A 20334-nucleotide genomic window follows, 5' to 3' on the forward strand; every position below is an offset into this window, starting at 1 on the left:
CGCGGCCAGTACGAGGCGGCCGAGGCGCTGGGCCTGTCCTACTGGCAGAAGACCGGCTTCATCATCCTGCCCCAGGCGCTGCGGCTGGTGATCCCGCCGCTGGTGAACACCTTCATCGGCTTCTTCAAGGACACCTCGCTGGTGCTGATCATCGGCATCTTCGACCTGCTGACCGCCGGCAAGACCGCCATCGTCGAGCCGGCCTGGCAGGGCTTCGGCATCGAGATCTACGTCACGGTCGGGCTGATCTACTTCGTCTTCTGCTTCGCCATGTCCCGCTACAGCCAGGGCCTGGAGGCGGAGCTGAACCGCCACCGTGTCCGCTGAGGCGCCGTCCATGACCCGCTCCATTCTTTCCCAGGGACCGAACGCATGAGCACCACCATGGACCGCCCAGGGGACCGCCCAGGGGATCGCCCAGGGGATCGCCCAGGGGAACACCCGGGGGACAGCCCCCACCTCGCCTCCGCCGCCCGCACCGACGCGCCGCCGGCCATCGTGCTGGACAAGGTGAACAAGTGGTACGGCGCCATGCACGTCCTGCGCGACGTGACGCTGAGCGTCGCCACCGGCGAGCGCGTGGTGGTCTGCGGCCCCTCCGGCTCCGGCAAGTCCACCATGATCCGCTGCATCAACCGTCTGGAGCAGCACCAGGAGGGGCGGATCATCGTCGACAACATGGAGCTGACGGACGACACGCGCAGCCTCGACGCCATCCGCCGCGAGGTCGGCATGGTGTTCCAGAGCTTCAACCTCTTTCCCCACCTGACGGTGCTGGAGAACTGCACCCTGGCGCCGATCTGGGTGCGGCACATGCCGAAGAAGGAGGCGGAGGCGCTGGCGATGGAATACCTCGCCCGCGTCAAGATCCCGGAGCAGGCGCACAAATACCCCGGCCAGCTCTCGGGCGGGCAGCAGCAGCGCGTGGCCATCGCCCGCGCGCTGTGCATGAAGCCCAAGATCATGCTGTTCGACGAGCCCACCTCGGCGCTCGACCCGGAGATGATCAAGGAGGTGCTGGACACCATGGTGGGCCTGGCCGAGACCGGCATGACCATGGTCTGCGTCACCCACGAGATGGGCTTCGCCCGCCAGGTGGCGGACCGCGTGGTGTTCATGGACCGCGGCGAGATCGTCGAGTCGGGCGTGCCGGAGCAGCTCTTCAACGACCCCAAGACGGACCGGCTGAAGACCTTCCTCAGCCAGATCCTGCGCGGTCACTGAATGCTGCTGGCCGGGCTTCCGGCCAGCAGCATTCAATTTGTTTCTGGTGCCCTCAGGCGCCGGGCGCCGCCTCCGGCGGCTTGGCTTCGCCGCATCGGCGGCGGCGCCCATCCGGGCGCTCGGCCGGCTCCGCCGGCCGCATGTTTGCTCTGGTGCCCTCAGGCGCCGAGCATCTCCGGCGGCTTGGCTCGCCGCATCGGCGGCGGCGCCCATCCAGGCGCTCGGCAGGCTCCGCGGGCCGCATGTTATTCTGGTGCCCTCAAACACCGGGCGCCGCCTCCGGCGGCTTGGCTTCGCCGCATCGGCGGCGGCGCCCATTCGGGCGCTCGGCCGGCTCCGCCAGCCGCATGTTTGCTCTGGTGCCCTCAGGCGCCGGGCGCCGCCTCCGGGGCCGGGCGCCACCTTGACCGCTCACGGAGCTGACTCTTGCGGCGCCGCACCAAGCCGGCCTAGACCTTGCCGCCCGGCATCCTCGCGGCATGGCAGTGTCCCAACACCCCACATCCCCGGCTTCCCGCCCCCTCACCCCCGCGCTGCTGCTCGGCGTGCTGGGGGTGGTCTATGGCGACATCGGCACCAGCCCGCTCTACGCGCTGCGCGCCTCCCTGCTGCACTTCGCGGCGGACGGGCTGGAGGACTGGGAGATCCTCGGCGTCCTCAGCCTGATCTTCTGGTCGCTCATCCTGGTCGTCACGGTGAAGTACGTGCTGCTGGTGCTGCGGGCCGACAACCGCGGCGAGGGCGGCATCCTGGCGCTCATGGCGCTGGCCCAGCGCGTGGCGCGCGGCGAGCGCGGCCGCATGCTGGTGATGCTGGTGGGCATCGCCGGCGCCTCGCTGTTCTTCGGCGACGGCATCATCACCCCCGCCATCTCGGTGCTCTCGGCGGTGGAGGGGCTGAAGATCATCTCGCCGGCCTTCACCGGCGCGGTCATCCCCATCTCGCTCGGCGTGCTGCTGGCGCTGTTCCTGGTGCAGTACAAGGGCACGCACGTCATCGGGAAGGTGTTCGGGCCCATCACCGCGCTGTGGTTCGGCAGCCTCGCCGTGCTCGGCCTCGTCGAGATCCTCGTGCAGCCGCGGGTGCTGCTGGCGCTCTCGCCGCACTACGCCATCGAGTTCTGCCTGAACTACCACCTCGCCGCCTTCATCGCGCTCGGCTCGGTGGTGCTGGCGGTGACGGGGGCGGAGGCGCTCTACGCCGATATGGGCCATTTCGGCGCCCGCCCCATCCGCCTCGTCTGGCTCTGGGCGGTGCTGCCGGCGCTGACGCTGAACTATTTCGGCCAGGGCGCCCTGCTGCTGACCGAGCGCGGTGCGCTGGAGAACCCCTTCTACCTCCTCGCCCCCGCCTGGTTCCGGCTGCCGCTGGTGGTGCTGGCCACCTGCGCCACCATCATCGCCAGCCAGGCCATGATCTCGGGCGCCTATTCCATCGCGCGGCAATGCGTGCAGCTCGGCCTCCTGCCCCGCCTCGTCGTCTGCCACACCTCCGAGACGGAGGAGGGGCAGATCTACATGCCGCAGATCAACCTCGCCCTGCTGACCGGCGTCGTCATCCTGGTGCTGAGCTTCCACGACTCCGACAGCCTGGCGGCGGCCTATGGCATCGCCGTCACCGGCACCTTCCTGTGCACCACCCTGCTGGCCGGGCTGGTGCTGCGGCGGCAGTTCGGCTGGTCGCGCGCCGCCGTCACGGCGATGGTGGTGCCGCTGCTGCTGCTCGATTCCGGCTTCTTCATCTCCAACGTGCTGAAGGTGCCGGATGGCGGCTGGGTGCCGCTGCTGCTGGGCGCCGCGCTGTTCGTGCTGATGCTCACCTGGCGGCGCGGGCGGGAGCTGCTCTTCGCCCGCTTCCGGCAGGACAGCCTGCCGCTGAAGTCCTTCCTGGCGCGGCTGCCGCAGTCCCGCACCATCCGCGTGCCCGGCATCGCCGTGTTCATGACCGGGCAGGCCGACTACGTGCCCGCCGCCCTGCTGCACAACCTCAAGCACAACAAGGTGCTGCACGAGCGGGTGCTGTTCGTGACCGTGGAGAACCTCGACGTCCCCCAGGCCCCGCAGCGGCGGGAGGTGACGGAGCTGGCGCCCGGCATCCACCGCGTCATGCTGCGCTACGGCTTCCAGGAAAGCCCCAACATCCCGCGCGAGCTGGAGGCGCTGCACGAATACGGCGTGCAGTTCGAGGCCATGCAGGCCAGCTACTTCCTCGGCCGCGAGACGCTGGTGGCGGCCTCGGTGCCCAAGATGGCCGCCTGGCGCCAGTGGCTGTTCTCGGCCATGAGCCGCAATGCCATGCCGGCCACCGAGTTCTTCCGCATCCCCTCCGACCGCGTGGTGGAGCTGGGCGTGCGCGTCGCCATCTGACGGCATGGACCTCCTCCCCCGGCTGCTGATCCTGGGCGCGGGGGGCCATGGCCGCGCCGTGCTGGAGGTGCTGCGCGACGCCGGCTTCCCGCCCCCCCTCGGCGTGCTGGACGACAACCCGCACAGCCCCGGCCTGCCCGGCGTGCCGCATCTCGGCCCCTTTTCCCGCATGGCGGCGCTGCGGGCGGAGGGGGCGGCGGCGGCGCATGTGGCGCTCGGCCACAACGCCGCGCGCCGCCGGCTGGGCGAGACGCTGCTGGCCCTGGGCTATGCGTTGCCGGTGCCGCGCCACCCCTCGGCCATCGTCGCCTCCACGGCGAGGCTCGGCGCGGGCAGCGTGCTGATGCCGCGCGCCGTGGTGGGCGCCGCGGCCGAGCTCGGCCCGCACAGCATCCTCAACACCGGCGCCATCCTGGAGCATGACGGGCGCACCGGCCCCGGCTGCCACATCGCCCCCGGCGCGGTGCTGGGCGGCGGCGTCACGCTGGGGGCGGAGGTGCTGGTGGGCATCCTGGCCGGGCTGCGGCCGGGCGTTTCGGTGGGCGACGGCGCCGCCGTGGCGCTGGGCGCGGCGGTGGTGGCGGATGTGCCGCCCCGCGCGTCGGTGGCGGGGGTGCCGGCGCGGCCGCGGTAACGCCCTCCTGTTCCTCGCCAGGGCCTGTTCTCCACCGGCCTGGGTGGTGCCCGGCGCGCGCGGCATGGAATGCTGCCCCTCCCAACCCCGCATCCAGAGCGGGGAAACAGGAGGAACCACCATGAACCGCAGAGAACTGGCGCAAGGATTGATGCTGGCCGGCACCGTTCTGGGCACGGGCGCTCTGGCCGCCCCCGCCCGTGCCCAGCAGGCCGTCACGGGCACGGAAAGCTGGGTGACCGCCTGGACCGGCTCCGCCCAGGGCCCCTACCCCGTGGGCAATCCCTCTGCCCAGCCCAACCAATCCTTCGCCTTTCCCGACGCCGCCGAGGGCGCGCGCGACCAGACCTTCCGGCTGGTGCTGCGGCCGGACCTTTGGGGCCACCGCGCGCGGCTCCGCTTCACCAACGCCTTCGGCACGCGGCCGCTACGCATCGGCGGCGTGCATGCCGGGCTGCAATATGGCGGCGCCGCGCTGCTGCCGGGCAGCAACCGCACCGTGCTGTTCAACGGCGCGGCCGAGGCCACCATCCCGCCCGGCGGGCAGCTCTGGACGGACGCGGTGGAGCTGCCCTTCGCCGCCGAGGCGGACGCCGCCCTGCTGATGGGCCGCAAGCTGGCCGTCTCCTTCCACGTCATGGGCTCCTCCGGCCCGATGACCTGGCACGCCAAGGCGCTGCAGACCTCCTATGTGTCCCCGCCCGGCAGCGGCGCGCACGGCGCGGAGGAGGGCGAGGCGGCCTTTCCCTTCTCCACCGCCTCCTGGTTCTTCCTGGACGCGGTGGACATGGCAGCGCCTCGCGGCACGCCCGTGGTGCTCTGCTTCGGCGACTCGATCACCGACGGCACCGCCTCCACCATGAACGGCGACGACCGCTGGCCGGACGTGCTGTCCCGCCGGCTGCACGCGGCGCTCGGCAACCGGGTGGCGGTGGTCAATGCCGGCATCGGCGGCAACCAGGTGGTGGGCCCGGCCGAATACGGGCCGCAGAAGCCCTTCCCCGGCGGCCCCTCGGCGCTGGCGCGGCTGGAGCGGGACATCATCTCCCTGTCCGGCATCCGCACGGTGGTGTGGCTGGAAGGCACCAACGACTTCAGCCGCAACGGCAATGCCAGCTTCGAGGCGGTGCGCGACGGCATGCGCCAGGGCGTGGAGCGGCTGCGCGCCGCCATCCCCGGCATCCGGGTGGTGGGCGCCACGGTGACGCCGGCGCTCGGCAGCAGCAGCCCCGCCCATGGCCATGCGGAGCAGGACGAGAAGCGCAGGCAGCTTAACGCCTTCATCCGCGAGGGCGGGCTGTTCGACGCGGTGGTGGATTTCGACGCCGCCACGCGCGACCCGGCCACGGGCGGGCTGAAGCCGGAGATGGTGCCCGACTCCACCACCGGCGCCGCCGGCGACAGGCTGCACCCCAACCGCGCCGGCTACCTCGCCATGGGGATGTCGGTGCCGCCCGAGGCGGTGCTGCCGAAGGGCTGAGACGCCCGCCCGGCCCGGTGGCGGCACCAGGCCGGACGCGCCGTCACAGCAGCACGAAGCGCGCGTCGGGCCGCATCGGCTCGGGCAGCTCCGCCTCGCCCAGCGCCTCGCGCAGCTCGATCTCCACCATCCGCGCCAGGGCGTCCAGCGGCAGGTCGTTGGCGGCGCGGCCGAAGGGGTCCTCCAGCTCGTCCGCCAGCTCGTCGAGGCCGAAGAAGGTGTAGGCCAGGATGATCACCACCACCGGCGTGGCCAGCCCCAGCGAGCCGACGAAGCCGAAGGGCAGCAGCAGGCAGAACAGCCAGGCGGTGCGGTTCAGCAGCAGCCAGTAGGCGAAGGGGGTGGGGGTGTTGCGGATGCCCTCGCAGCCGGTCTGCGCCTCGGTCAGGGCGGAAAGGTGGCCGTCCAGCCGGACATAGAGCACCTCGCCGATGCGCCCCTCGGCCCGGCAGGCGGCGAGGTCGGCGGCGCAGGCGCGCAGCGCGGCCTGCAACGGGTTGCGCAGCGTGCCGAGGGCCGCGGCCTCCGGCACGGGCAGCCAGGGGCGCAGGGCGGCGGCCACGTCCTCGCCGCGCAGCTGCGCCGCCAGCCCCTGCGCGAAGCCCGCCACGCGGTAGAGCAGGCGCCGCCGCAGCGCGGCCTCGTTGGGGAACAGGGCGCCGGCATCCCGCGCCAGGTCCCGCGCCGCGGCGATCAGCCGCCCCCAGAGGCGGCGCGCCTCCCACCAGCGGGCGTAGCAGGTGCTGGTGCGGAAGCCGAGGAAGATGGAGAGCGCCAGCCCCATGAAGGTGAAGGGCGCCGCCGGCACCTGCACGAAGAGGTGGGGATGGCTGAGATCCGCCACGGTCAGCAGCGTGGAAAGCGCCGCCACGACGCAGAGCCGCCCGGCGATGCGCGGCACGATGGAGCCGCGCAGGGCGAAGAGCAGGGCGAACGCTCCGGGGCGGGGCCGCAGGATCAAGGCCGTTCAGCGCCCCGCCAGCGCCTTGTTCTCCAGCCGCGAGATCAGCCGCACCAGCGGCCAGAGCAGCAGGAAATAGGCCACCGCCGCCGCCACGATGGGGGTGGCGTTGTAGGTGGCGTTCTGCGCCTGCCGCGCCTGGAACAGCAGCTCCGGCAGCGCCACCACGGAGGCGATGGAGGTGAGCTTCACCACCTCCAGCGTGTTGCTGACGAGGTCCGGCAGCACGTTGCGCACCGCCTGGGGCAGGATGACGTATCGGAGCGCCTGCCCGCGCGACAGGCCGGTGGAGCGCGCCGCCTCCATCTGCCCGCGCGGCACGCTCTCGATGCCGGCGCGCAGCACCTCGCCGTAATAGGCGCCCGTGTTGAGGAAGAAGCCGATGGCCACCGCCCCCCAGGCGCCGACATCGATGCCCGCGAAGGGCAGGCCGGCATAGAGGAACACCAGCAGCACCAGCGGCGGGATGGCGCGGAACAGGTCGGTCCAGCCCGCCGCGGCGAGGCGGATGGCGCGCGGGCCGGAGGTGGAGAGCAGCGCCAGCACCACGCCGCCCACCAGCCCGAGCGGCACGGTGATGGCGGCGAGTGCCAGGGTGTAGAGGAAGCCCTGCCACAGGATGGGCCAGGCTTCCCGCAGGATGTCGCCGTTGAGAAAGGCGAAGGCGAACTCTTCCATTCTGCCGGCTCCCTCAGCGCTTCCAGGCGAAGCGCGTCTCGACCCAGCGGCCGAGCGCGACGACGGGAATGAACAGGACCAGGTAGGCGATGGCGCCCAGCGTCAGCGGCGAGGGGTTGGCCGAGAAGGACATGGCGCTCTGCGAGGCGCCGAGGATCTCGGCGACGCCCACCACCGAGCCCAGCGCCGTGCCCTTGGTGATGGCGATGGTGCGGTTGGTCAGCGGCGGGATGGTGATGCGCAGCGCCTGCGGCAGCACCACCAGCCGCAGCGTCTGGAAGAAGCCGAGGCCGGTGGAGCGCGCCGCCTCCCACTGCCCCTTCGGCACGGCGGTGATGCCGGCCCAGTAGATCTCCTCGGCGAAGGCCATCAGCACCAGGGTCAGCGACAGCCAGGTGGCGGCGAAGCTGGACATGCCGAGCCCCATGGCCGGCAGGCCGAAGAACAGCAGCACGATGATGACCAGCGGCGGCAGGGCGCGGAACAGGTCGACGGTGAAGATGATCAGCCAGTTCAGCGGCCGGATGCCGCAGGCGCGCAGCATCGCCAGCCCCAGCCCGAGCGCCAGCCCCGAGACCACGATCAGCAGCGCCAGCACGATGGTGAGCCCGAGCCCCTGCGCGATCAGCGGCAGGTAGGTGGCCATCACCTTCAGGTTGAAGAAGGAAAAGAGGAAATTCTCGAAGCCGCCCATGGCGCGTGCCCGGCCCCCGCCTTCAGTGCCGGTCGATCTGGCGGATGAAGGCGCGGGTGCGCTCGTGCCGCGGCTCGCCGAAGATCTGGGCGGGCGGGCCCTCCTCCAGCTTCTCCCCGTCCGCCATGAACACCACGCGGTCGGCGGCGGCGCGGGCGAAGGCCATCTCGTGGCTCACCACCACCATGGTCATGCCGTCCTGGCGCAGCTCGCGCATCACGTTGAGCACGCCGCCCACCAGCTCGGGGTCGAGCGCGCTGGTCGGCTCGTCGAACAGCATGACGCGCGGCTCGAGCGCGATGGCGCGGGCGATGGCCACGCGCTGCTGCTGCCCGCCCGAGAGCTGCGCCGGGAAGTGGTCCATCCGCTCGGCCAGCCCGACGCGCTCCAGCGCCCGCGCCGCCACGGCCTCGGCCTGCGCCCTGTCCTGCCTCAGCACCTTGCGCAGCGCCAGCATCACGTTCTGCCGCGCCGTCATGTGCGGGTAGAGGTTGAAGCTCTGGAACACCATGCCGATGCGCCGGCGGGCGGCGTTGATGTCGGTCCGCGGGCTCAGCAGCTCGATGCCGTCCACATGGATGGAGCCGTCATCGGGCTCCTCCAGCCGGTTCAGGCAGCGCAGCAGGGTGGACTTGCCGGAGCCGGAGGGGCCGATGATGAACACCAGCTCGCGCTCCGCCACGCTGAGGTCCACGCCCTTCAGCACCGCGAGCGGGCCGTAGCGCTTCCACAGGCCCCGCGCATCGACGATCGGCCGGCCCAGGCCGGGGGCCGGCGCGCCTCGGCTGGGTGAAGGGGCGGGGCTGGTCATGGCGGCTCCTCGGCTGTTCCGCGGAAGGGCCTCTTAGGGCAGACGCGGAAGCGGGGCAAAATATCGGTATGCAATTTCCATGCCGCCGCTTCCGTCAGCGCAGCGGCTCGACCCCGCCGGGTGCCGCAAGGCCATTGCGCCGCAGGCAGTCACGGAATGCCCGCAATTCGGCCACGCGCAGGTCGTTCTGCACCCGGTCGCGGTTGCCCCAGTTCAGCGGGTTGTCCTGCCGGCCCAGCGCCAGCACGGCCGGGTCGTTCCGCGCCTCGGCGCGGCAGGCGGCATGGCCGGGCGGCTCCTGCGGCGCGGGCGGCGCCGGCGGCCGGCCCGCGCAGGCGGCCAGCAGGGGCAGCAGCAGCAGGGCATGGATCGGGCGCATCATTCGGCCTCCAGCCAGTCCTCGATCAGCCGGCGCGCGATGGAGTCCAGGCGCGGCAGGCTGAAGCCGTGCCGCTCATGCGAGCGGATCTCGGCGCGGGTGAACCAGCGCGCGTCGCGCAGCTCCTCCGGGTCGATGGTGATGGCCTCCGACAGCGCCTCGGCATGGAAGCCCAGCATGATGGAGGCGGGAAAGGGCCAGGGCTGCGAGGAATGGTAGAACACGCCGCCCACCCGGATGCCCACCTCCTCCAGCACCTCGCGGCGCACCGCCTCCTCCAGGCTCTCGCCTGGCTCCACGAAGCCGGCCAGGGTGGAATACATGGTGGTGTTGGGAAAGCGCGTGGAATGGCCGAGCAGGGCGCGCGGCCCGTCCGTCACCAGCATGATCACCGCCGGATCGGTGCGCGGGAAGTGCTGCGCGCCGCAGGCGGTGCAGGCCATGGCGTTGCCGGCCGAGCGCGGCTCGCAGGCGCCGCCGCAGACGCCGCAGAAGCGGTGCCGCACGCGCCAGTGCATCAGCCCGCGGGCATGGGCCAGCACGCTGGCCTCGCCCGGCGGCAGCAGCCCGGCCACGGCGCGGAGGTCGGCGAAGGCGCCGAGATCCCCCGACAGCAGCGGCAGCGGGTCCTCGGCGGCGGAACAGTCCACGCTGAAGACCGGCCGCCCGTCCCACAGGCCGAGAAAGGCCCAGGGGCCGCCGGCCATGCGCAGGGCCTGCGCCGCCTCGGCGGACAGCAGCACGGCCTCGGGCCGGCCCTCCTCCACGCCGCGCATCAGGCTGCGGCTGCGCCAGACCGGCACGAACAGCGCCTGCGGCGAGGCCAGGGCGGTGTCGATGAACTCGGCGTCCTCCCGCCGGCCCGAGGCGCGGTCGAGGGGGCTGCCGGTATAGGCGTTGGGGCGGGAAGCCGGAATGGACAGCATGCGGGCGCGACCCTGCCATGGGCGGGCCGCGACGGCAACTCGGCCGCCTTTCCGGCGCGCCCCCCTTGCCCGGGAGGGGGGGCGGCATGATATTGTTCCCTCGGAAGGTCGGCGGCGGACAGACGCCTTGCCAACCCGGTCAGGTCCGGAAGGAAGCAGCCGCAGCGAGTTCCCGTCTGGGTCGTTCCGCCGGTCTTCCACCCTCTCGCTGAAATGGCCCGCCGCGGCCAGCACCGGATCCGCCGCGCGCCATGCCAAGCGACACCCGCCCCGACGAGCTTGAACAACCGCCCGTGCCCGAAGGCGCCGGCCTGTTCGGCGAGCCGCCGCCACCCGAGGGGCCGGGGCTGTTCGGGGACGCGCCCGCCTCCCCCCCCGCCGCGCCGGCGCCGGACCAGCCCGCCACCCCCTACCGGGTGCTGGCGCGCAAATACCGCCCGCAGAGCTTCGCCGACCTGATCGGCCAGGACGCGCTGGTGCGCACGCTCCGCAACGCCTTCGCGCAGAACCGCGTGGCGCATGCGTTCATGCTCACCGGCGTGCGCGGCGTGGGCAAGACCACCACCGCCCGCATCATCGCCCGCGCGCTGAACTGCGTCGGGCCCGACGGCCAGGACGGCCCGACCGCCGAGCCCTGCGGCGCCTGCGCCGAGTGCCAGGCCATCCTGGCCGACCGCCACCCGGACGTGCTGGAGCTGGACGCCGCCTCCAACAACGGCGTGGACAACATCCGCGAGCTGCGCGAGGCGGTGCGGTATCGCCCGGCGCGCGCGCGCTTCAAGGTCTACATCCTCGACGAGGTCCACATGCTGTCCACGGCGGCGTTCAACGCGCTGCTGAAGACGCTGGAGGAACCCCCGCCGCAGGTGAAGTTCCTCTTCGCCACCACCGAGATCCGCAAGGTCCCGGCCACCATCCTGTCCCGCTGCCAGCGCTTCGACCTCCGGCGCGTGCCGCAGGAAACGTTGCGCGCCCACTTCGCCCGCATCGCGGAGGCCGAGGCCGTGCCCGCCACGCCCGAGGCGCTGGCCATGATCGCCCGCGCGGCGGATGGCTCGGTGCGCGACGGCCTTTCGCTGCTGGACCAGGCGATCGCCCAGGCCGCCGGCAGCGCCGAGGGCGTGCAGGCGGACCTCGTGCGGGACATGCTGGGCCTGGCCGACCGCACCCTGCTGTTCGACCTGCTGGAGGCCGCCTTCCGCGGCGACATCCCGGCCGTGCTGGCGGCGATGGATGCCGGGCATGAGCGCGGCGCCGACCCCGGCGTGGTGCTGGCCGACCTGCTGGAACTGACCCACACCCTGACGCGGCTCCGCGCCGTGCCCGCCCTGCGCCAGGACCCCTCCCTGGCCGAGGCCGAGCGGGTGCGCGGCACGGCGCTGGCCGAGGCGCTGAGCATCCCGGTGCTGGGCCGCGCCTGGCAGGTGCTGCTGAAGGGCATCACCGAGGTCGCCGAGGCGCCGGACCGGCGCGCGGCGGCCGAGATGGTGCTGATCCGCCTCGCCCACCTGGCCGAGATGCCGACGCCGGGCGAACTGGTGCGGCGCCTGACCGAGGGCGGCGCCACCCAGCCGGGTGCGGGCCACGCGGTGAACGGCCCTGGCATGGGCAAGCCGGCAGGCGGCGCCCGCGCCACGGCCAATGGCGCGCCGGCCATGGAGGCGGCGCCCGCCGCCCTTCCCCAGCCGCGCGGCTTCCGCGAGGTGGTGGCGCTGGCCTCGGGCCGGGCGCCGATGCTGCACGCCCACCTGCTGCACAACACGCATCTGGTGGCCTTCGCGCCCGGCCGCATCGAGATCCGCCAGCGGCCCGAGGCGCCGCGCGACCTCGCCGCCCAGCTTTCGGCCCTGCTGCTGGAGCAGACGGGAAAGCGCTGGACCATCACCCTCTCCAATGCCGAGGGCGAGCCCACCATCGCCCAGCAGCGCAGCCACGTGGCCAGCGAGCGGATGGAGATGGCCAGGTCCCACCCGCTGGTGCAGTCCATCCTGCTCGCCTTTCCCGGTGCCCAGGTGGAGGCGCTGCGCGACGACAGCCTGGACGAGTACGGCCTGCCGCCGCTGCCCGACGCGCTCCCCGAGCCGCCCGATGACGGCCCCGAATTCGCGCCGCCCGACGCCGAGCCGGCCGACCTCGACGATTTCCATTCCTCTGATCTCCACGGAGAGGACGCATGAAGAACCTTGCCTCGATGATGAAGCAGGCCCAGCAGATGCAGGCCAAGATGCAGGAGATGCAGGCGCGGCTGGACGCCACCCTGGTGGAAGGCGCCGCCGGCGCCGGCATGGTCAAGGTGACCCTCACCGGCAAGGGCGACCTGAAGCGCCTGGCCATCGACCCCAGCCTGATGGTGGCCGATGAGCGCGAGGTGCTGGAGGACCTGATCGTCGCCGCCCATGCCGACGCCAAGGCGAAGGTGGAGGCGATGATGGCCGAGGAGATGCAGAAGGCCACCTCCGGGCTGAACATCCCCGGCATGGGCGGCGGCGGCCTCGGCGGCTTCAAGCTGCCGTTCTGAGCAGCCCCCCCGGAACGGCGGTGAGCATGCGCGGGCCGGACCAGGTCGAGCGTCTGGTCGCCATGCTGGCGCGGCTGCCGGGGCTTGGCCGCCGCAGCGCCCGCCGCGCCGCGCTGAAGCTGCTGCAGGACCCGGGCGGGCTGATGCTGCCCCTCGCCCAGGCCCTGCGCGAAACGGCGGAAGCCGTCCGCCCCTGCCGTGTCTGCGGCAATCTCGACACCCAGGACCCCTGCCGCATCTGCACCGACCTGGCGCGCGAGCACGACGTGCTCTGCGTGGTGGAGGGCGTCTCGGACCTTTGGGCGCTGGAGCGGGCGCATGTGCATCGCGGCCTCTACCATGTGCTGGGCGGCGTGCTTTCGGCGCTCGCGGGCGTGGGGCCGGACGACCTGCGGGTGGCGGACCTGCTGGCCCGCGTGGCCGAGGGCGAGGCGCGGGAGGTGATCCTGGCCCTGCCCGCCACGGTCGATGGCGCCACCACGGCGCACTACCTGACGGACCGGCTGCGGCCCACAGGGGTAGCCATCACGCAGCTCGCCCAGGGCGTGCCAATGGGCGGGGCGCTGGACGTGATGGATGATGGGACGCTGGCGGCGGCGCTGAAGGCACGGCGGCCGGCTTGAGGCTGGGGGAGAAAGAATTCTCCCCCAGGCCCCCACTTCTTTTTTCTGTCAGTCGGGCAGCGCGCCGTGCTGGCGCAGAAAACCCAGCAAGGGCAGCAGGGGGAGGCCGAGGATGGCGCTGTGCTCGCCCTCCACGGCGCGGAAAAGCTGGATGCCGGGGCCCTCCAGCCGGTAGGCGCCGACGGAATGCGTCACCGCCTCCCCTTCCAGCGCCAGGTAGCGGTCCAGGAAGGCATCCGGGAAGTCACGCATCGTCAGCCGAGGCGTGGCCATGTGCTGCCAGACGCGCCGGCCGTGCCGCCACAGCACGATGGCGGTGAACAGCGTGTGCGTCCGGCCCCGCAATGCCTGGAGCTGGGCGCGCGCCGCCGGCAGGTCCTCCGGCTTGTCGAACCACCGCCCCTCGCACACCAGGAGCTGGTCGGCGCCGATCACCAGCGCCTCCGGCTCCCGCCGCGCCACCCGCGCCGCCTTGGCCTCGGCCAGCAGGATGGCGGCGTCGGCGGGCGGGATCTCCTCGGCTTGCGCGGCCTCCTTCAGGCCCGCCTCGTCCACCGGCGCGGGCTGGATGGTGAAGTCCAGCCCCGCCTCGCGCAGCAGCGCCGCCCGCGTGGCGGAGCCCGAGGCCAGGATCAGCCGGATCATGCGCCGATGCCGCCCGGGCGCGGCGCGCTCCCCTGGTTGCGGCGGGCGTGCCAGGCTTCCATCAGCTGCAGCACGGTGGCGGCCGTTTCCTCGATGGAGCGGCGCGTCACGTCGATCACCGGCCAGCCATGGCTGGTGCAGAGGCGCCGCGCCGCCTGGATCTCGGCCTTCACCGCCTCGTGGTCCACATAGTCGTGGGTGTCCTGCCGCACGCCGCCGGCGCCGATGATCTTCAGCCGGTGGCGACGGATGTCGATCAGCGCCGCCACGTCGATGGTGAGGCCGATCACCGGGCAGGGGGGGTTCTCCAGCTCCTCGGGCAGCGGCGAGGTCGGCACGATCGGCACGTTGGCCGCCTTGATGCCCCTGTTGGCCAGGTAGAAGCAGGTGGGCGTCTTGGAGGAGCGCGAGACGCCCACCAGCACGCAATCCGCCTCCTCGATGCCGGCCACGCCCTGGCCGTCGTCATGCGCCAGCACGTAGTGCATGGCGTCGATCCGGCGGAAATAATCGGCGTCCAGCACGTATTGCGCGGCGCGCTTCTCCCGCGCCTGCTGGCCGAGCTGGGTCTGCAGCAGGTCCATCACCGGGTCCAGCACCGAAAGGCAGGGCACGCCGAGCTGCTGGCACACCTCCTCCAGCGAATGGCGCAGCGAGCGGTCCACCAGGGTGAACATCACCGGCCCCGGCTCCGCCTTGATGCCCTCCAGCACCTGCTCGAGCTGCAGGTGGGAGCGGACCAGCGACCAGCGGTGATGGATCACATGCGGGTCCGCGAAGCGGGCCAGCGTGGCGCGGGCGATCGAGTTCAGCGTCTCGCCCGTGCTGTCGGAGACGAGATGCAGGTTGAAGCTACGGTTTGGCATCGGCTCCGGTCGGCCTCGTGCGGCGTTGTTCCGCCATGGGGAAGAGGGGTGGAGAATAACGGGGATCGCTGTGGAGATTGGGGAAAACCTTGCCCCGCTTGAACCCCCCCTGGGATAAGCGGGGATGGAATCCGCATTTCCGGAGGGTTGTGGTTTGTTGGGCACAGCGCCGCGCGAGACTCTGTGGAAAACGCCGGAAAGCGGCCTTTGAGCTGGTTTTCCGCCCGATTCGCACCTGTGGAGAACTTTGTGGACAGGAATTGCTTCCCCTGCGTCCCCCTTATCCACAGGCCCTACTGGACCCCCATCTTTCTTAAAGACTCTTTTTCATAGAAAGGGGCGCCATGGAAAACGCATCGAAGCCCTTGCTGCGCGCCCTCTCGGGAGAGGCGGTCTGGCCGCCGCCCTTCTGGCTGATGCGCCAGGCCGGGCGGTACCTGCCCGAGTACCGGGAGTTGCGGGCCCAGGCCGGCGACTTCATCCGCCTCTGCACCAACCCCGCCCTGGCCGCGGAGGTGACGCTGCAGCCGCTGCGCCGCTACGGCATGGATGGCGCCATCCTGTTCAGCGACATCCTGATGCTGCCCTGGGCCATGGGGCAGCCGCTCCGCTACGCCGAGGGGGAGGGGCCGCTGCTGGAGCCGATCCGCGACGCCGGGGGGCTGGCGAAGCTGGACCCGCACGGCGCCTCCGCGCGGCTCGCGCCGATCTACGAGACGGTCTCCAGAGTTCGCGCCGGGCTTGGCCAGGAGGCGCCGAAGGCGGCGCTGATCGGCTTCGCGGGCAGCCCCTTCACGGTCGCCTGCTACATGGTGGAAGGCCGGGGAGGGGGGGAGTTCGCCCATGCCCGCCGCATGGCCTATGCCGACCCCGCCCTGTTCGGGAAGCTGATCCGCCTGCTGGTCGACGCGACCACGGAATACCTCCTCGCCCAGGCCGAGGCAGGGGCCGAGGCGCTGATGCTGTTCGACAGCTGGGCCGGCCTGCTTTCCCCCTCGCAGTTCCGCCGCTGGTCGGTCGAGCCCAGCGCCGCCATCGTGCGCAACATCCGGAAGGTCCGGCCCGACATCCCGCTGATCGGCTTCCCCCGCCTGGCGGGGCCGCTGCTGCCGGAATACGCGCAGCGCACCGGCGTCTCCACCGTGGCGATGGACACCGCCATGGACCCGCGCTGGGCGGCGGCCGCGGTGCCCGCCGAGGTGGCGCTGCAGGGCAACCTGGACCCGCAGGCCGTGGTGGCGGGCGGCGCCGCCATGGAGGCGGAGGCACGCTCCATTCTGGCCGCCATGCGCGGCCGGCCCTTCGTGTTCAACCTGGGCCACGGCATCGTGCCGCCCACGCCGCCGGAGCATGTGGCGGCGCTGGCCCGCGTCATCCGCACGGGCTGAGGCCGGCCACCGCAAGGGAAGCCGCCGGAAGGGAAGCCAGGGGGGGCCGCCAGGGCCGCCCCGGGCAACAATGGCCGGGATGCGGCGTTCCCCGGGGCAACCCCCCTGGAGAATGCCCGCATGCCCGTACGCTACGACCCGTCGCTGGAACAGGTGCAGCCCGACGAGGCGGAAACCATCGCCCGCATCGTCGGGAGCCTGCGCAAGATCAGCGAGACCACCTTCGAGGATTACGGCCATGCCGTGCGCAGCGTGCACGCCAAGAGCCATGGCCTGCTGAAGGGCACGCTGCGGGTGCTGGACCACCTGCCCCCCACCCTGGCGCAGGGCCTCTTCGCGCGGCCGGCGGAATACCCGGTGGTGCTGCGCTTCTCCACCAATCCGGGCGACGTGCTGGACGACAGCATCACCGTGCCGCGCGGCCTGGCGGTGAAGGTGATCGGCGTGGAGGGAGAGCGGCTGCCCGGCTCGGAGGCCGACACCACCCAGGACTTCGTCATGGCCAACGCGCCGGTCTTCGCCGCGCCGGACGCCAAGACCTTCGCCGGCAGCCTGAAGCTGCTGGCCCGCACCACCGACACGCCGCAGGCGCTGAAGAAGGTGGTCTCGGCCGTGCTGCGCGGCGCGGAAACGGTGGTGGAGACCTTTGGCGGCGAGAGCGCCACGCTGAAGAGCATGGGTGGCCACCCCAGCACCCACATCCTGGGCGAGACCTTCTGGAGCCAGGCGCCGCTGCGCCATGGCGAGTATGTGGCCAAGTATTCCATCGCCCCGCTCTCCCCCGCGCTCCAGGCGCTGAAGGATGCCAGGGTGGAGACCAGCGGCCGGCCGGACGCGCTGCGCGAGGAGGTGAGGGCCTTCTTCCGCGAGCAGGGCGGCGAGTGGGAACTGCGCGCGCAGCTTCTCACCAACCGCGAGACCATGCCTGTCGAGGACGCCTCCGTGGCCTGGCCGGAGGAGGAGAGCCCCTACATCCCCGTGGCCCGCATCCTCCTGCCGCCGCAATCGGGCTGGGACGCGGAGCGCTCCCGCGAGATCGACGACGCCATGGCCTTCAGCCCCTGGCACGGGCTGGAGGCGCACCGGCCGCTCGGCAACATCATGCGCGCCCGCCGCCCCGCCTATGAGGATTCCGCGCGCTTCCGCGGCACGCGCAATGGCTGCCCGATTCATGAGCCGCGCCATGGCTGAAAGCCGGACAAAAGGTTTCCGTGCCTGACCTGCACGCGAGCGGCTGACGCCGCGATGGCGCCCGGGCGCGGGAAGCCGGCCGTGCCTGTGCGGAAAAACCACCGCGGCCGCCTTGCGCGGCGCGCTCAGGCTGGCATCGTCCGCGCCGCCTGTTGCGCGGAAAGCCAGCTCCCATGCATGTCCTGGTCCTCGAGAACTCCCCCCTCGCTCCCATCGGCCATTTCGGCGACTGGCTGGCGGCGCGCCACGGCGCCTCGCTGGCCATCCTGCCCGGCCCGGCCCTGACGGCGCCCGCGCCCCTGCCGGAGGCCGACCTGCTCGTCACCCTGGGCTCTCCGAAGGCCGCCTATGACGGCGATGGCTGGATCGCCATCCAGCGCGAGCTGCTCGCCCGCTGGATCGGGGAAGGGCGGCCGGTGATCGGCATCTGCTTCGGCGCGCAGATGATCGCCTCCGCCATCGGCGGCAGCGTGGCGCCGAGCGGCACCTTCCACGAGGGCTGGATGGAGACGGCGGAGGCCAGCACGCCCCTTTGGCGCGGCCCCTGGCTGCGCTGGCACGGCGACCACGTGGCCCTGCCGCCGGAAGCCGAGGTCCTGGCGCGCTCCGAGGGCACCATCCAGGCCTTCCGCCACCGGCGGGCGCTGGGGGTGCAGTTCCACCCCGAGGCCCATGCAGGGTGCGTGGCGGACTGGATCGGCTTCACGCCACCCGAAAGGCTGGCGGCGAAGGGGATGGAGCCGGACGCCATCATCGCGCTGACAAGGGAGCGGGATGGCAGCCTGAGGGAGCAGCGGGAGGCGCTGTTCGCGGAGATGCTCAGGCTGGTTCAGAACTAGGAAAAGGCCAGGGGAAGGAATTCCCCTGGGACCGCTTCTCTTTTCTGCAGGTTCAGCCGCGCCTGGACAGGTCCACCAGGCCGGCAAAGCCGGTTTCGGTGCCGAAGGCCAGATGCGTGCCGGTGGCGTTCCAGGCCAGGGCAGACACCGCGCCACGGCCGGGCGCGGCCACGGGGACGATCTTGCCGGAGCCGATCTCGGCCATCAGCACCAGCCCGTCCTGAAAGCCGGCGGCCACCACCTCGTGCTGCGGGTGGCAGGCCACCTGGGTGCAGAGCACGCCATCGCCCCCCGCCAGCTCCACCGGCGGCTTGCCCATCGGCCCGCCGGCGAAGAACGGCCACAGCACCACGCAATCCGCCCCCGCCGTGGCCATCCACCGGCCCTTGCCGGTGAAGGAGAAGGACTTGATCTTGGTGGGGTAGCCGGACATCCGCATGTCCTGCTGGTCGGTCAGGCGCCAGCCATGCAGCGCGTTCTCCTGCATGGTGGAGACCACATGCGTGCCGTCCGGGCTGAACGCCACGAGCTGGTGGCTGCCCTTCCAGGGAAGCACGCGCGGCTTGTCCTCGCGGCTGTTGACGAACCACAGGCTGACGCCGTTGTAGTGCCCGGCCGCGATGCGCTTGCCCTTGGCGTCGAACGCCACGCCGCCCACGGTGGAGGGGTGCGCCAGCGCCTTGAGCTTGGCACTCGCCTTGTCCAGCAGGTGCACCGCCTTGCCCACCGCCACGGCGCGCAGGCCGGAGGGATGGGTCGCGATGTGCTCCACCCACTTCATCATGCCGAAATCGGCCAGCGCCGACACGCCGCCATCGGGCAGGACGCGCAGCAGCTTGCCGTCGTCGCCGCCCGACAGGAAGCCGTCGGCGAAGTCCGGCACCAGCGTCAGGCAGGCGCCGTCATGCGCTTCCAGCCTGCGCCACTCCGCCTCCGGCAGGGCCGGGTCGGCCAGGTGCAGCGTGCCGTCGCCCAGGCCGAAGGCGGCGCCCTTGCCGTCCCGCCCGAAGGCCACGCCCACCACCCAGGCGCCAAGTTCCCGCCCAGCCCCGCGCGTGGAAAGCAGGAAGTCGGCGTCCTCGACGCTTCCGGTCATGCCCTCGCTCATGCGGCCCCCTGGGAGGCGACGCAGCCCTCGAAGCCGCGGCGCAACTGCGGCCGGTTCAGATTGCGGCCGATGAACACGATCTTGGACTTGCGCGGGTCGCCTTCCTTCCACGGCCCGATGAAGTCGCCATCGGCGATCATGTGCACGGCCTGGAAGGCGAAGCGGTTCTCCTCGCCCTGATAGGCCAGGATGCCCTTGGTGCGCAGCAGGTCCTGCCCCTTGGCCTGGAGGAGCTGGCTGATCCAGGCGTTGAACTTCTCGGCGTCGATCGGCTGCGACACCTCGAAGGACATGCTCATCACCTCCTCGTTGTGCTCGTGCTCGTCCGAGGTGAGGAAGTCCGGCTCGCGCTCCAGGATGCGTTCCAGCTTGAAGGCGTCGCGCCCGATCACGCTCTCCACCGGCACGGCCGACCTGGTGGCGCGCCGGATCTCGGCATAGGGGTTGATCGCCTTGATGCGGCGCTCCACCTCGGCGGCCTCGTCCTCGCTCACCAGGTCCATCTTGTTGAGGACGATGAGGTCGGCGAAGGCGATCTGCTCCTCCGCCTCCTTGCTGTCCGCCAGCCGGGCGATGAGGTTCTTGGCGTCCACCACGGTGACGATGGCGTCGAGGCGCGTCGCGCGCTTGACGTCCTCGTCCATGAAGAAGGTCTGCGCCACGGGGGCCGGGTTGGCCAGGCCCGTGGTCTCGACGATGATGCCGTCGAACTTGCCGCGCCGCTTCATCAGCCCGCCCAGGATGCGCACGAGGTCGCCGCGCACGGTGCAGCAGATGCAGCCGTTGTTCATCTCGAACACTTCCTCGTCGGCGTCGATGACGAGGTCGTTGTCCACGCCGAGCTCACCGAACTCGTTGATCACCACGGCGAACTTCTTGCCGTGGTTCTCGGTGAGGATGCGGTTCAGCAGCGTGGTCTTGCCGGCGCCGAGATAGCCGGTCAGCACGGTGACGGGAACGGTGTCGCTGGTCTCGCTCATGGGGGCGATCTCCTGCCGGGGAA

Annotated in this window: 21 protein-coding genes and 1 other RNA gene; 12 read left to right on the top strand and 10 right to left on the bottom strand. The window is 71.8% G+C overall.

Annotated elements, in window-relative coordinates; all coding sequences use genetic code 11:
• The 5 genes from CR162_RS09615 to CR162_RS09635 form a co-directional block, all read left to right on the top strand.
• A partial coding sequence (locus tag CR162_RS09615; protein WP_141563123.1) for an ABC transporter permease subunit occupies positions 1–327 on the top strand: 327 nt, incomplete at its 5' end.
• A gap of 45 nt (positions 328–372) precedes the next feature.
• Positions 373–1224, top strand: a complete 852-nt coding sequence (locus CR162_RS09620) for an amino acid ABC transporter ATP-binding protein (protein ID WP_456316209.1) — start codon at positions 373–375, stop codon at positions 1222–1224.
• Positions 1225–1703: 479 nt separating this feature from the next.
• A complete protein-coding gene (locus CR162_RS09625; protein WP_099095337.1) occupies positions 1704–3590 on the top strand; it encodes a potassium transporter Kup in 1887 nt (628 codons plus the stop codon).
• 4 nt (positions 3591–3594) lie between these two features.
• A complete protein-coding gene (locus tag CR162_RS09630; RefSeq protein WP_176559800.1) occupies positions 3595–4224 on the top strand; it encodes a NeuD/PglB/VioB family sugar acetyltransferase in 630 nt (209 codons plus the stop codon).
• Between the two features lie 121 nt (positions 4225–4345).
• A complete protein-coding gene (locus tag CR162_RS09635) occupies positions 4346–5704 on the top strand; it encodes a GDSL-type esterase/lipase family protein (protein WP_218014869.1) in 1359 nt (452 codons plus the stop codon).
• 43 nt (positions 5705–5747) lie between these two features.
• Here CR162_RS09635 and CR162_RS09640 read toward each other — a convergent pair whose 3' ends face one another.
• From CR162_RS09640 to nudC, 6 genes are all read right to left on the bottom strand, one after another.
• Complete coding sequence (locus CR162_RS09640; protein WP_099095339.1) at positions 5748–6665, bottom strand: bestrophin family protein; 918 nt, start codon at positions 6663–6665, stop codon at positions 5748–5750.
• A 6-nt stretch (positions 6666–6671) separates the two neighbouring features.
• A complete protein-coding gene (locus CR162_RS09645) occupies positions 6672–7343 on the bottom strand; it encodes an amino acid ABC transporter permease (protein ID WP_099095340.1) in 672 nt (223 codons plus the stop codon).
• Positions 7344–7356: 13 nt separating this feature from the next.
• On the bottom strand, positions 7357–8037 hold the full coding sequence (locus CR162_RS09650) for an amino acid ABC transporter permease (RefSeq protein ID WP_099095341.1): 681 nt from the start codon (positions 8035–8037) through the stop codon (positions 7357–7359).
• 22 nt (positions 8038–8059) lie between these two features.
• On the bottom strand, positions 8060–8848 hold the full coding sequence (locus CR162_RS09655; protein ID WP_099095342.1) for an amino acid ABC transporter ATP-binding protein: 789 nt from the start codon (positions 8846–8848) through the stop codon (positions 8060–8062).
• A gap of 94 nt (positions 8849–8942) precedes the next feature.
• Positions 8943–9230: a phosphoribosylamine--glycine ligase gene (locus tag CR162_RS09660; protein WP_099095343.1), complete on the bottom strand. Its 288-nt coding sequence runs from the start codon at positions 9228–9230 to the stop codon at positions 8943–8945.
• Complete coding sequence (gene nudC / locus CR162_RS09665; RefSeq protein ID WP_099095344.1) at positions 9227–10153, bottom strand: NAD(+) diphosphatase; 927 nt, start codon at positions 10151–10153, stop codon at positions 9227–9229. The genes CR162_RS09660 and nudC overlap by 4 nt, the downstream gene beginning before the upstream one ends.
• Positions 10154–10259: 106 nt before the next feature.
• On the opposite strand from nudC, the gene ffs reads away from it, so the two are divergent.
• From ffs to recR, 4 genes are all read left to right on the top strand, one after another.
• Positions 10260–10351, top strand: an RNA gene (gene ffs / locus CR162_RS09670) — signal recognition particle sRNA small type.
• A gap of 53 nt (positions 10352–10404) precedes the next feature.
• Positions 10405–12330 (top strand): DNA polymerase III subunit gamma/tau, encoded by a 1926-nt coding sequence (locus CR162_RS09675; protein ID WP_099095345.1) that lies wholly within the window; start codon positions 10405–10407, stop codon positions 12328–12330.
• Positions 12327–12671 (top strand): YbaB/EbfC family nucleoid-associated protein, encoded by a 345-nt coding sequence (locus tag CR162_RS09680; RefSeq protein WP_099095346.1) that lies wholly within the window; start codon positions 12327–12329, stop codon positions 12669–12671. Before CR162_RS09675 ends, CR162_RS09680 begins: the two co-directional genes overlap by 4 nt.
• Before the next feature lie 26 nt (positions 12672–12697).
• Complete coding sequence (gene recR / locus CR162_RS09685; protein ID WP_099095347.1) at positions 12698–13294, top strand: recombination mediator RecR; 597 nt, start codon at positions 12698–12700, stop codon at positions 13292–13294.
• A gap of 48 nt (positions 13295–13342) precedes the next feature.
• On the opposite strand, the gene CR162_RS09690 is transcribed toward recR, so the two are convergent.
• A complete protein-coding gene (locus CR162_RS09690; protein WP_099095348.1) occupies positions 13343–13939 on the bottom strand; it encodes a Maf family protein in 597 nt (198 codons plus the stop codon).
• On the bottom strand, positions 13936–14805 hold the full coding sequence (locus CR162_RS09695) for a pyruvate, water dikinase regulatory protein (RefSeq protein WP_099095349.1): 870 nt from the start codon (positions 14803–14805) through the stop codon (positions 13936–13938). Before CR162_RS09695 ends, CR162_RS09690 begins: the two co-directional genes overlap by 4 nt.
• A gap of 344 nt (positions 14806–15149) precedes the next feature.
• On the opposite strand from CR162_RS09695, the gene hemE reads away from it, so the two are divergent.
• The 3 genes from hemE (at position 15150) to CR162_RS09710 (ending at position 18223) form a co-directional block, all read left to right on the top strand.
• Positions 15150–16193, top strand: coding sequence for a uroporphyrinogen decarboxylase (gene hemE, locus CR162_RS09700; RefSeq protein ID WP_099095350.1), 1044 nt, complete (start codon positions 15150–15152; stop codon positions 16191–16193).
• A gap of 120 nt (positions 16194–16313) precedes the next feature.
• A complete protein-coding gene (locus CR162_RS09705) occupies positions 16314–17384 on the top strand; it encodes a catalase family protein (RefSeq protein ID WP_099095351.1) in 1071 nt (356 codons plus the stop codon).
• A gap of 173 nt (positions 17385–17557) precedes the next feature.
• Complete coding sequence (locus CR162_RS09710; protein WP_099095352.1) at positions 17558–18223, top strand: type 1 glutamine amidotransferase; 666 nt, start codon at positions 17558–17560, stop codon at positions 18221–18223.
• Positions 18224–18275: 52 nt separating this feature from the next.
• Here the strand turns inward: CR162_RS09710 and CR162_RS09715 are convergent, their stop codons facing one another.
• Together CR162_RS09715 and CR162_RS09720 are read right to left on the bottom strand one after the other, a co-directional pair.
• Positions 18276–19319, bottom strand: a complete 1044-nt coding sequence (locus tag CR162_RS09715; RefSeq protein WP_099095353.1) for a WD40 repeat domain-containing protein — start codon at positions 19317–19319, stop codon at positions 18276–18278.
• Positions 19320–19327: 8 nt separating this feature from the next.
• Positions 19328–20311 (bottom strand): CobW family GTP-binding protein, encoded by a 984-nt coding sequence (locus tag CR162_RS09720; RefSeq protein WP_099095354.1) that lies wholly within the window; start codon positions 20309–20311, stop codon positions 19328–19330.
• Between the last annotated feature and the right edge of the window lie 23 nt (positions 20312–20334).

The organism is Teichococcus rhizosphaerae, from assembly GCF_002631185.1.
Lineage (GTDB): Bacteria > Pseudomonadota > Alphaproteobacteria > Acetobacterales > Acetobacteraceae > Pseudoroseomonas > Pseudoroseomonas rhizosphaerae.

Coding starts and splice junctions, on each gene's coding strand:
- CR162_RS09680 (WP_099095346.1), top strand. CDS start 12,327: ATGAAGAACCTTGCCTCGATGATGAAGCAGGCCCAGCAGATGCAGGCC.
- recR (WP_099095347.1), top strand. CDS start 12,698: ATGCGCGGGCCGGACCAGGTCGAGCGTCTGGTCGCCATGCTGGCGCGG.
- CR162_RS09695 (WP_099095349.1), bottom strand. CDS start 14,805: ATGCCAAACCGTAGCTTCAACCTGCATCTCGTCTCCGACAGCACGGGC.
- CR162_RS09660 (WP_099095343.1), bottom strand. CDS start 9,230: ATGATGCGCCCGATCCATGCCCTGCTGCTGCTGCCCCTGCTGGCCGCC.
- CR162_RS09650 (WP_099095341.1), bottom strand. CDS start 8,037: ATGGGCGGCTTCGAGAATTTCCTCTTTTCCTTCTTCAACCTGAAGGTG.
- CR162_RS09655 (WP_099095342.1), bottom strand. CDS start 8,848: ATGACCAGCCCCGCCCCTTCACCCAGCCGAGGCGCGCCGGCCCCCGGC.
- CR162_RS09635 (WP_218014869.1), top strand. CDS start 4,346: ATGAACCGCAGAGAACTGGCGCAAGGATTGATGCTGGCCGGCACCGTT.
- nudC (WP_099095344.1), bottom strand. CDS start 10,153: ATGCTGTCCATTCCGGCTTCCCGCCCCAACGCCTATACCGGCAGCCCC.
- CR162_RS09710 (WP_099095352.1), top strand. CDS start 17,558: ATGCATGTCCTGGTCCTCGAGAACTCCCCCCTCGCTCCCATCGGCCAT.
- CR162_RS09675 (WP_099095345.1), top strand. CDS start 10,405: ATGCCAAGCGACACCCGCCCCGACGAGCTTGAACAACCGCCCGTGCCC.
- CR162_RS09620 (WP_456316209.1), top strand. CDS start 373: ATGAGCACCACCATGGACCGCCCAGGGGACCGCCCAGGGGATCGCCCA.
- CR162_RS09690 (WP_099095348.1), bottom strand. CDS start 13,939: ATGATCCGGCTGATCCTGGCCTCGGGCTCCGCCACGCGGGCGGCGCTG.
- CR162_RS09705 (WP_099095351.1), top strand. CDS start 16,314: ATGCCCGTACGCTACGACCCGTCGCTGGAACAGGTGCAGCCCGACGAG.
- CR162_RS09630 (WP_176559800.1), top strand. CDS start 3,595: ATGGACCTCCTCCCCCGGCTGCTGATCCTGGGCGCGGGGGGCCATGGC.
- hemE (WP_099095350.1), top strand. CDS start 15,150: ATGGAAAACGCATCGAAGCCCTTGCTGCGCGCCCTCTCGGGAGAGGCG.
- CR162_RS09625 (WP_099095337.1), top strand. CDS start 1,704: ATGGCAGTGTCCCAACACCCCACATCCCCGGCTTCCCGCCCCCTCACC.
- CR162_RS09645 (WP_099095340.1), bottom strand. CDS start 7,343: ATGGAAGAGTTCGCCTTCGCCTTTCTCAACGGCGACATCCTGCGGGAA.
- CR162_RS09715 (WP_099095353.1), bottom strand. CDS start 19,319: ATGACCGGAAGCGTCGAGGACGCCGACTTCCTGCTTTCCACGCGCGGG.
- CR162_RS09720 (WP_099095354.1), bottom strand. CDS start 20,311: ATGAGCGAGACCAGCGACACCGTTCCCGTCACCGTGCTGACCGGCTAT.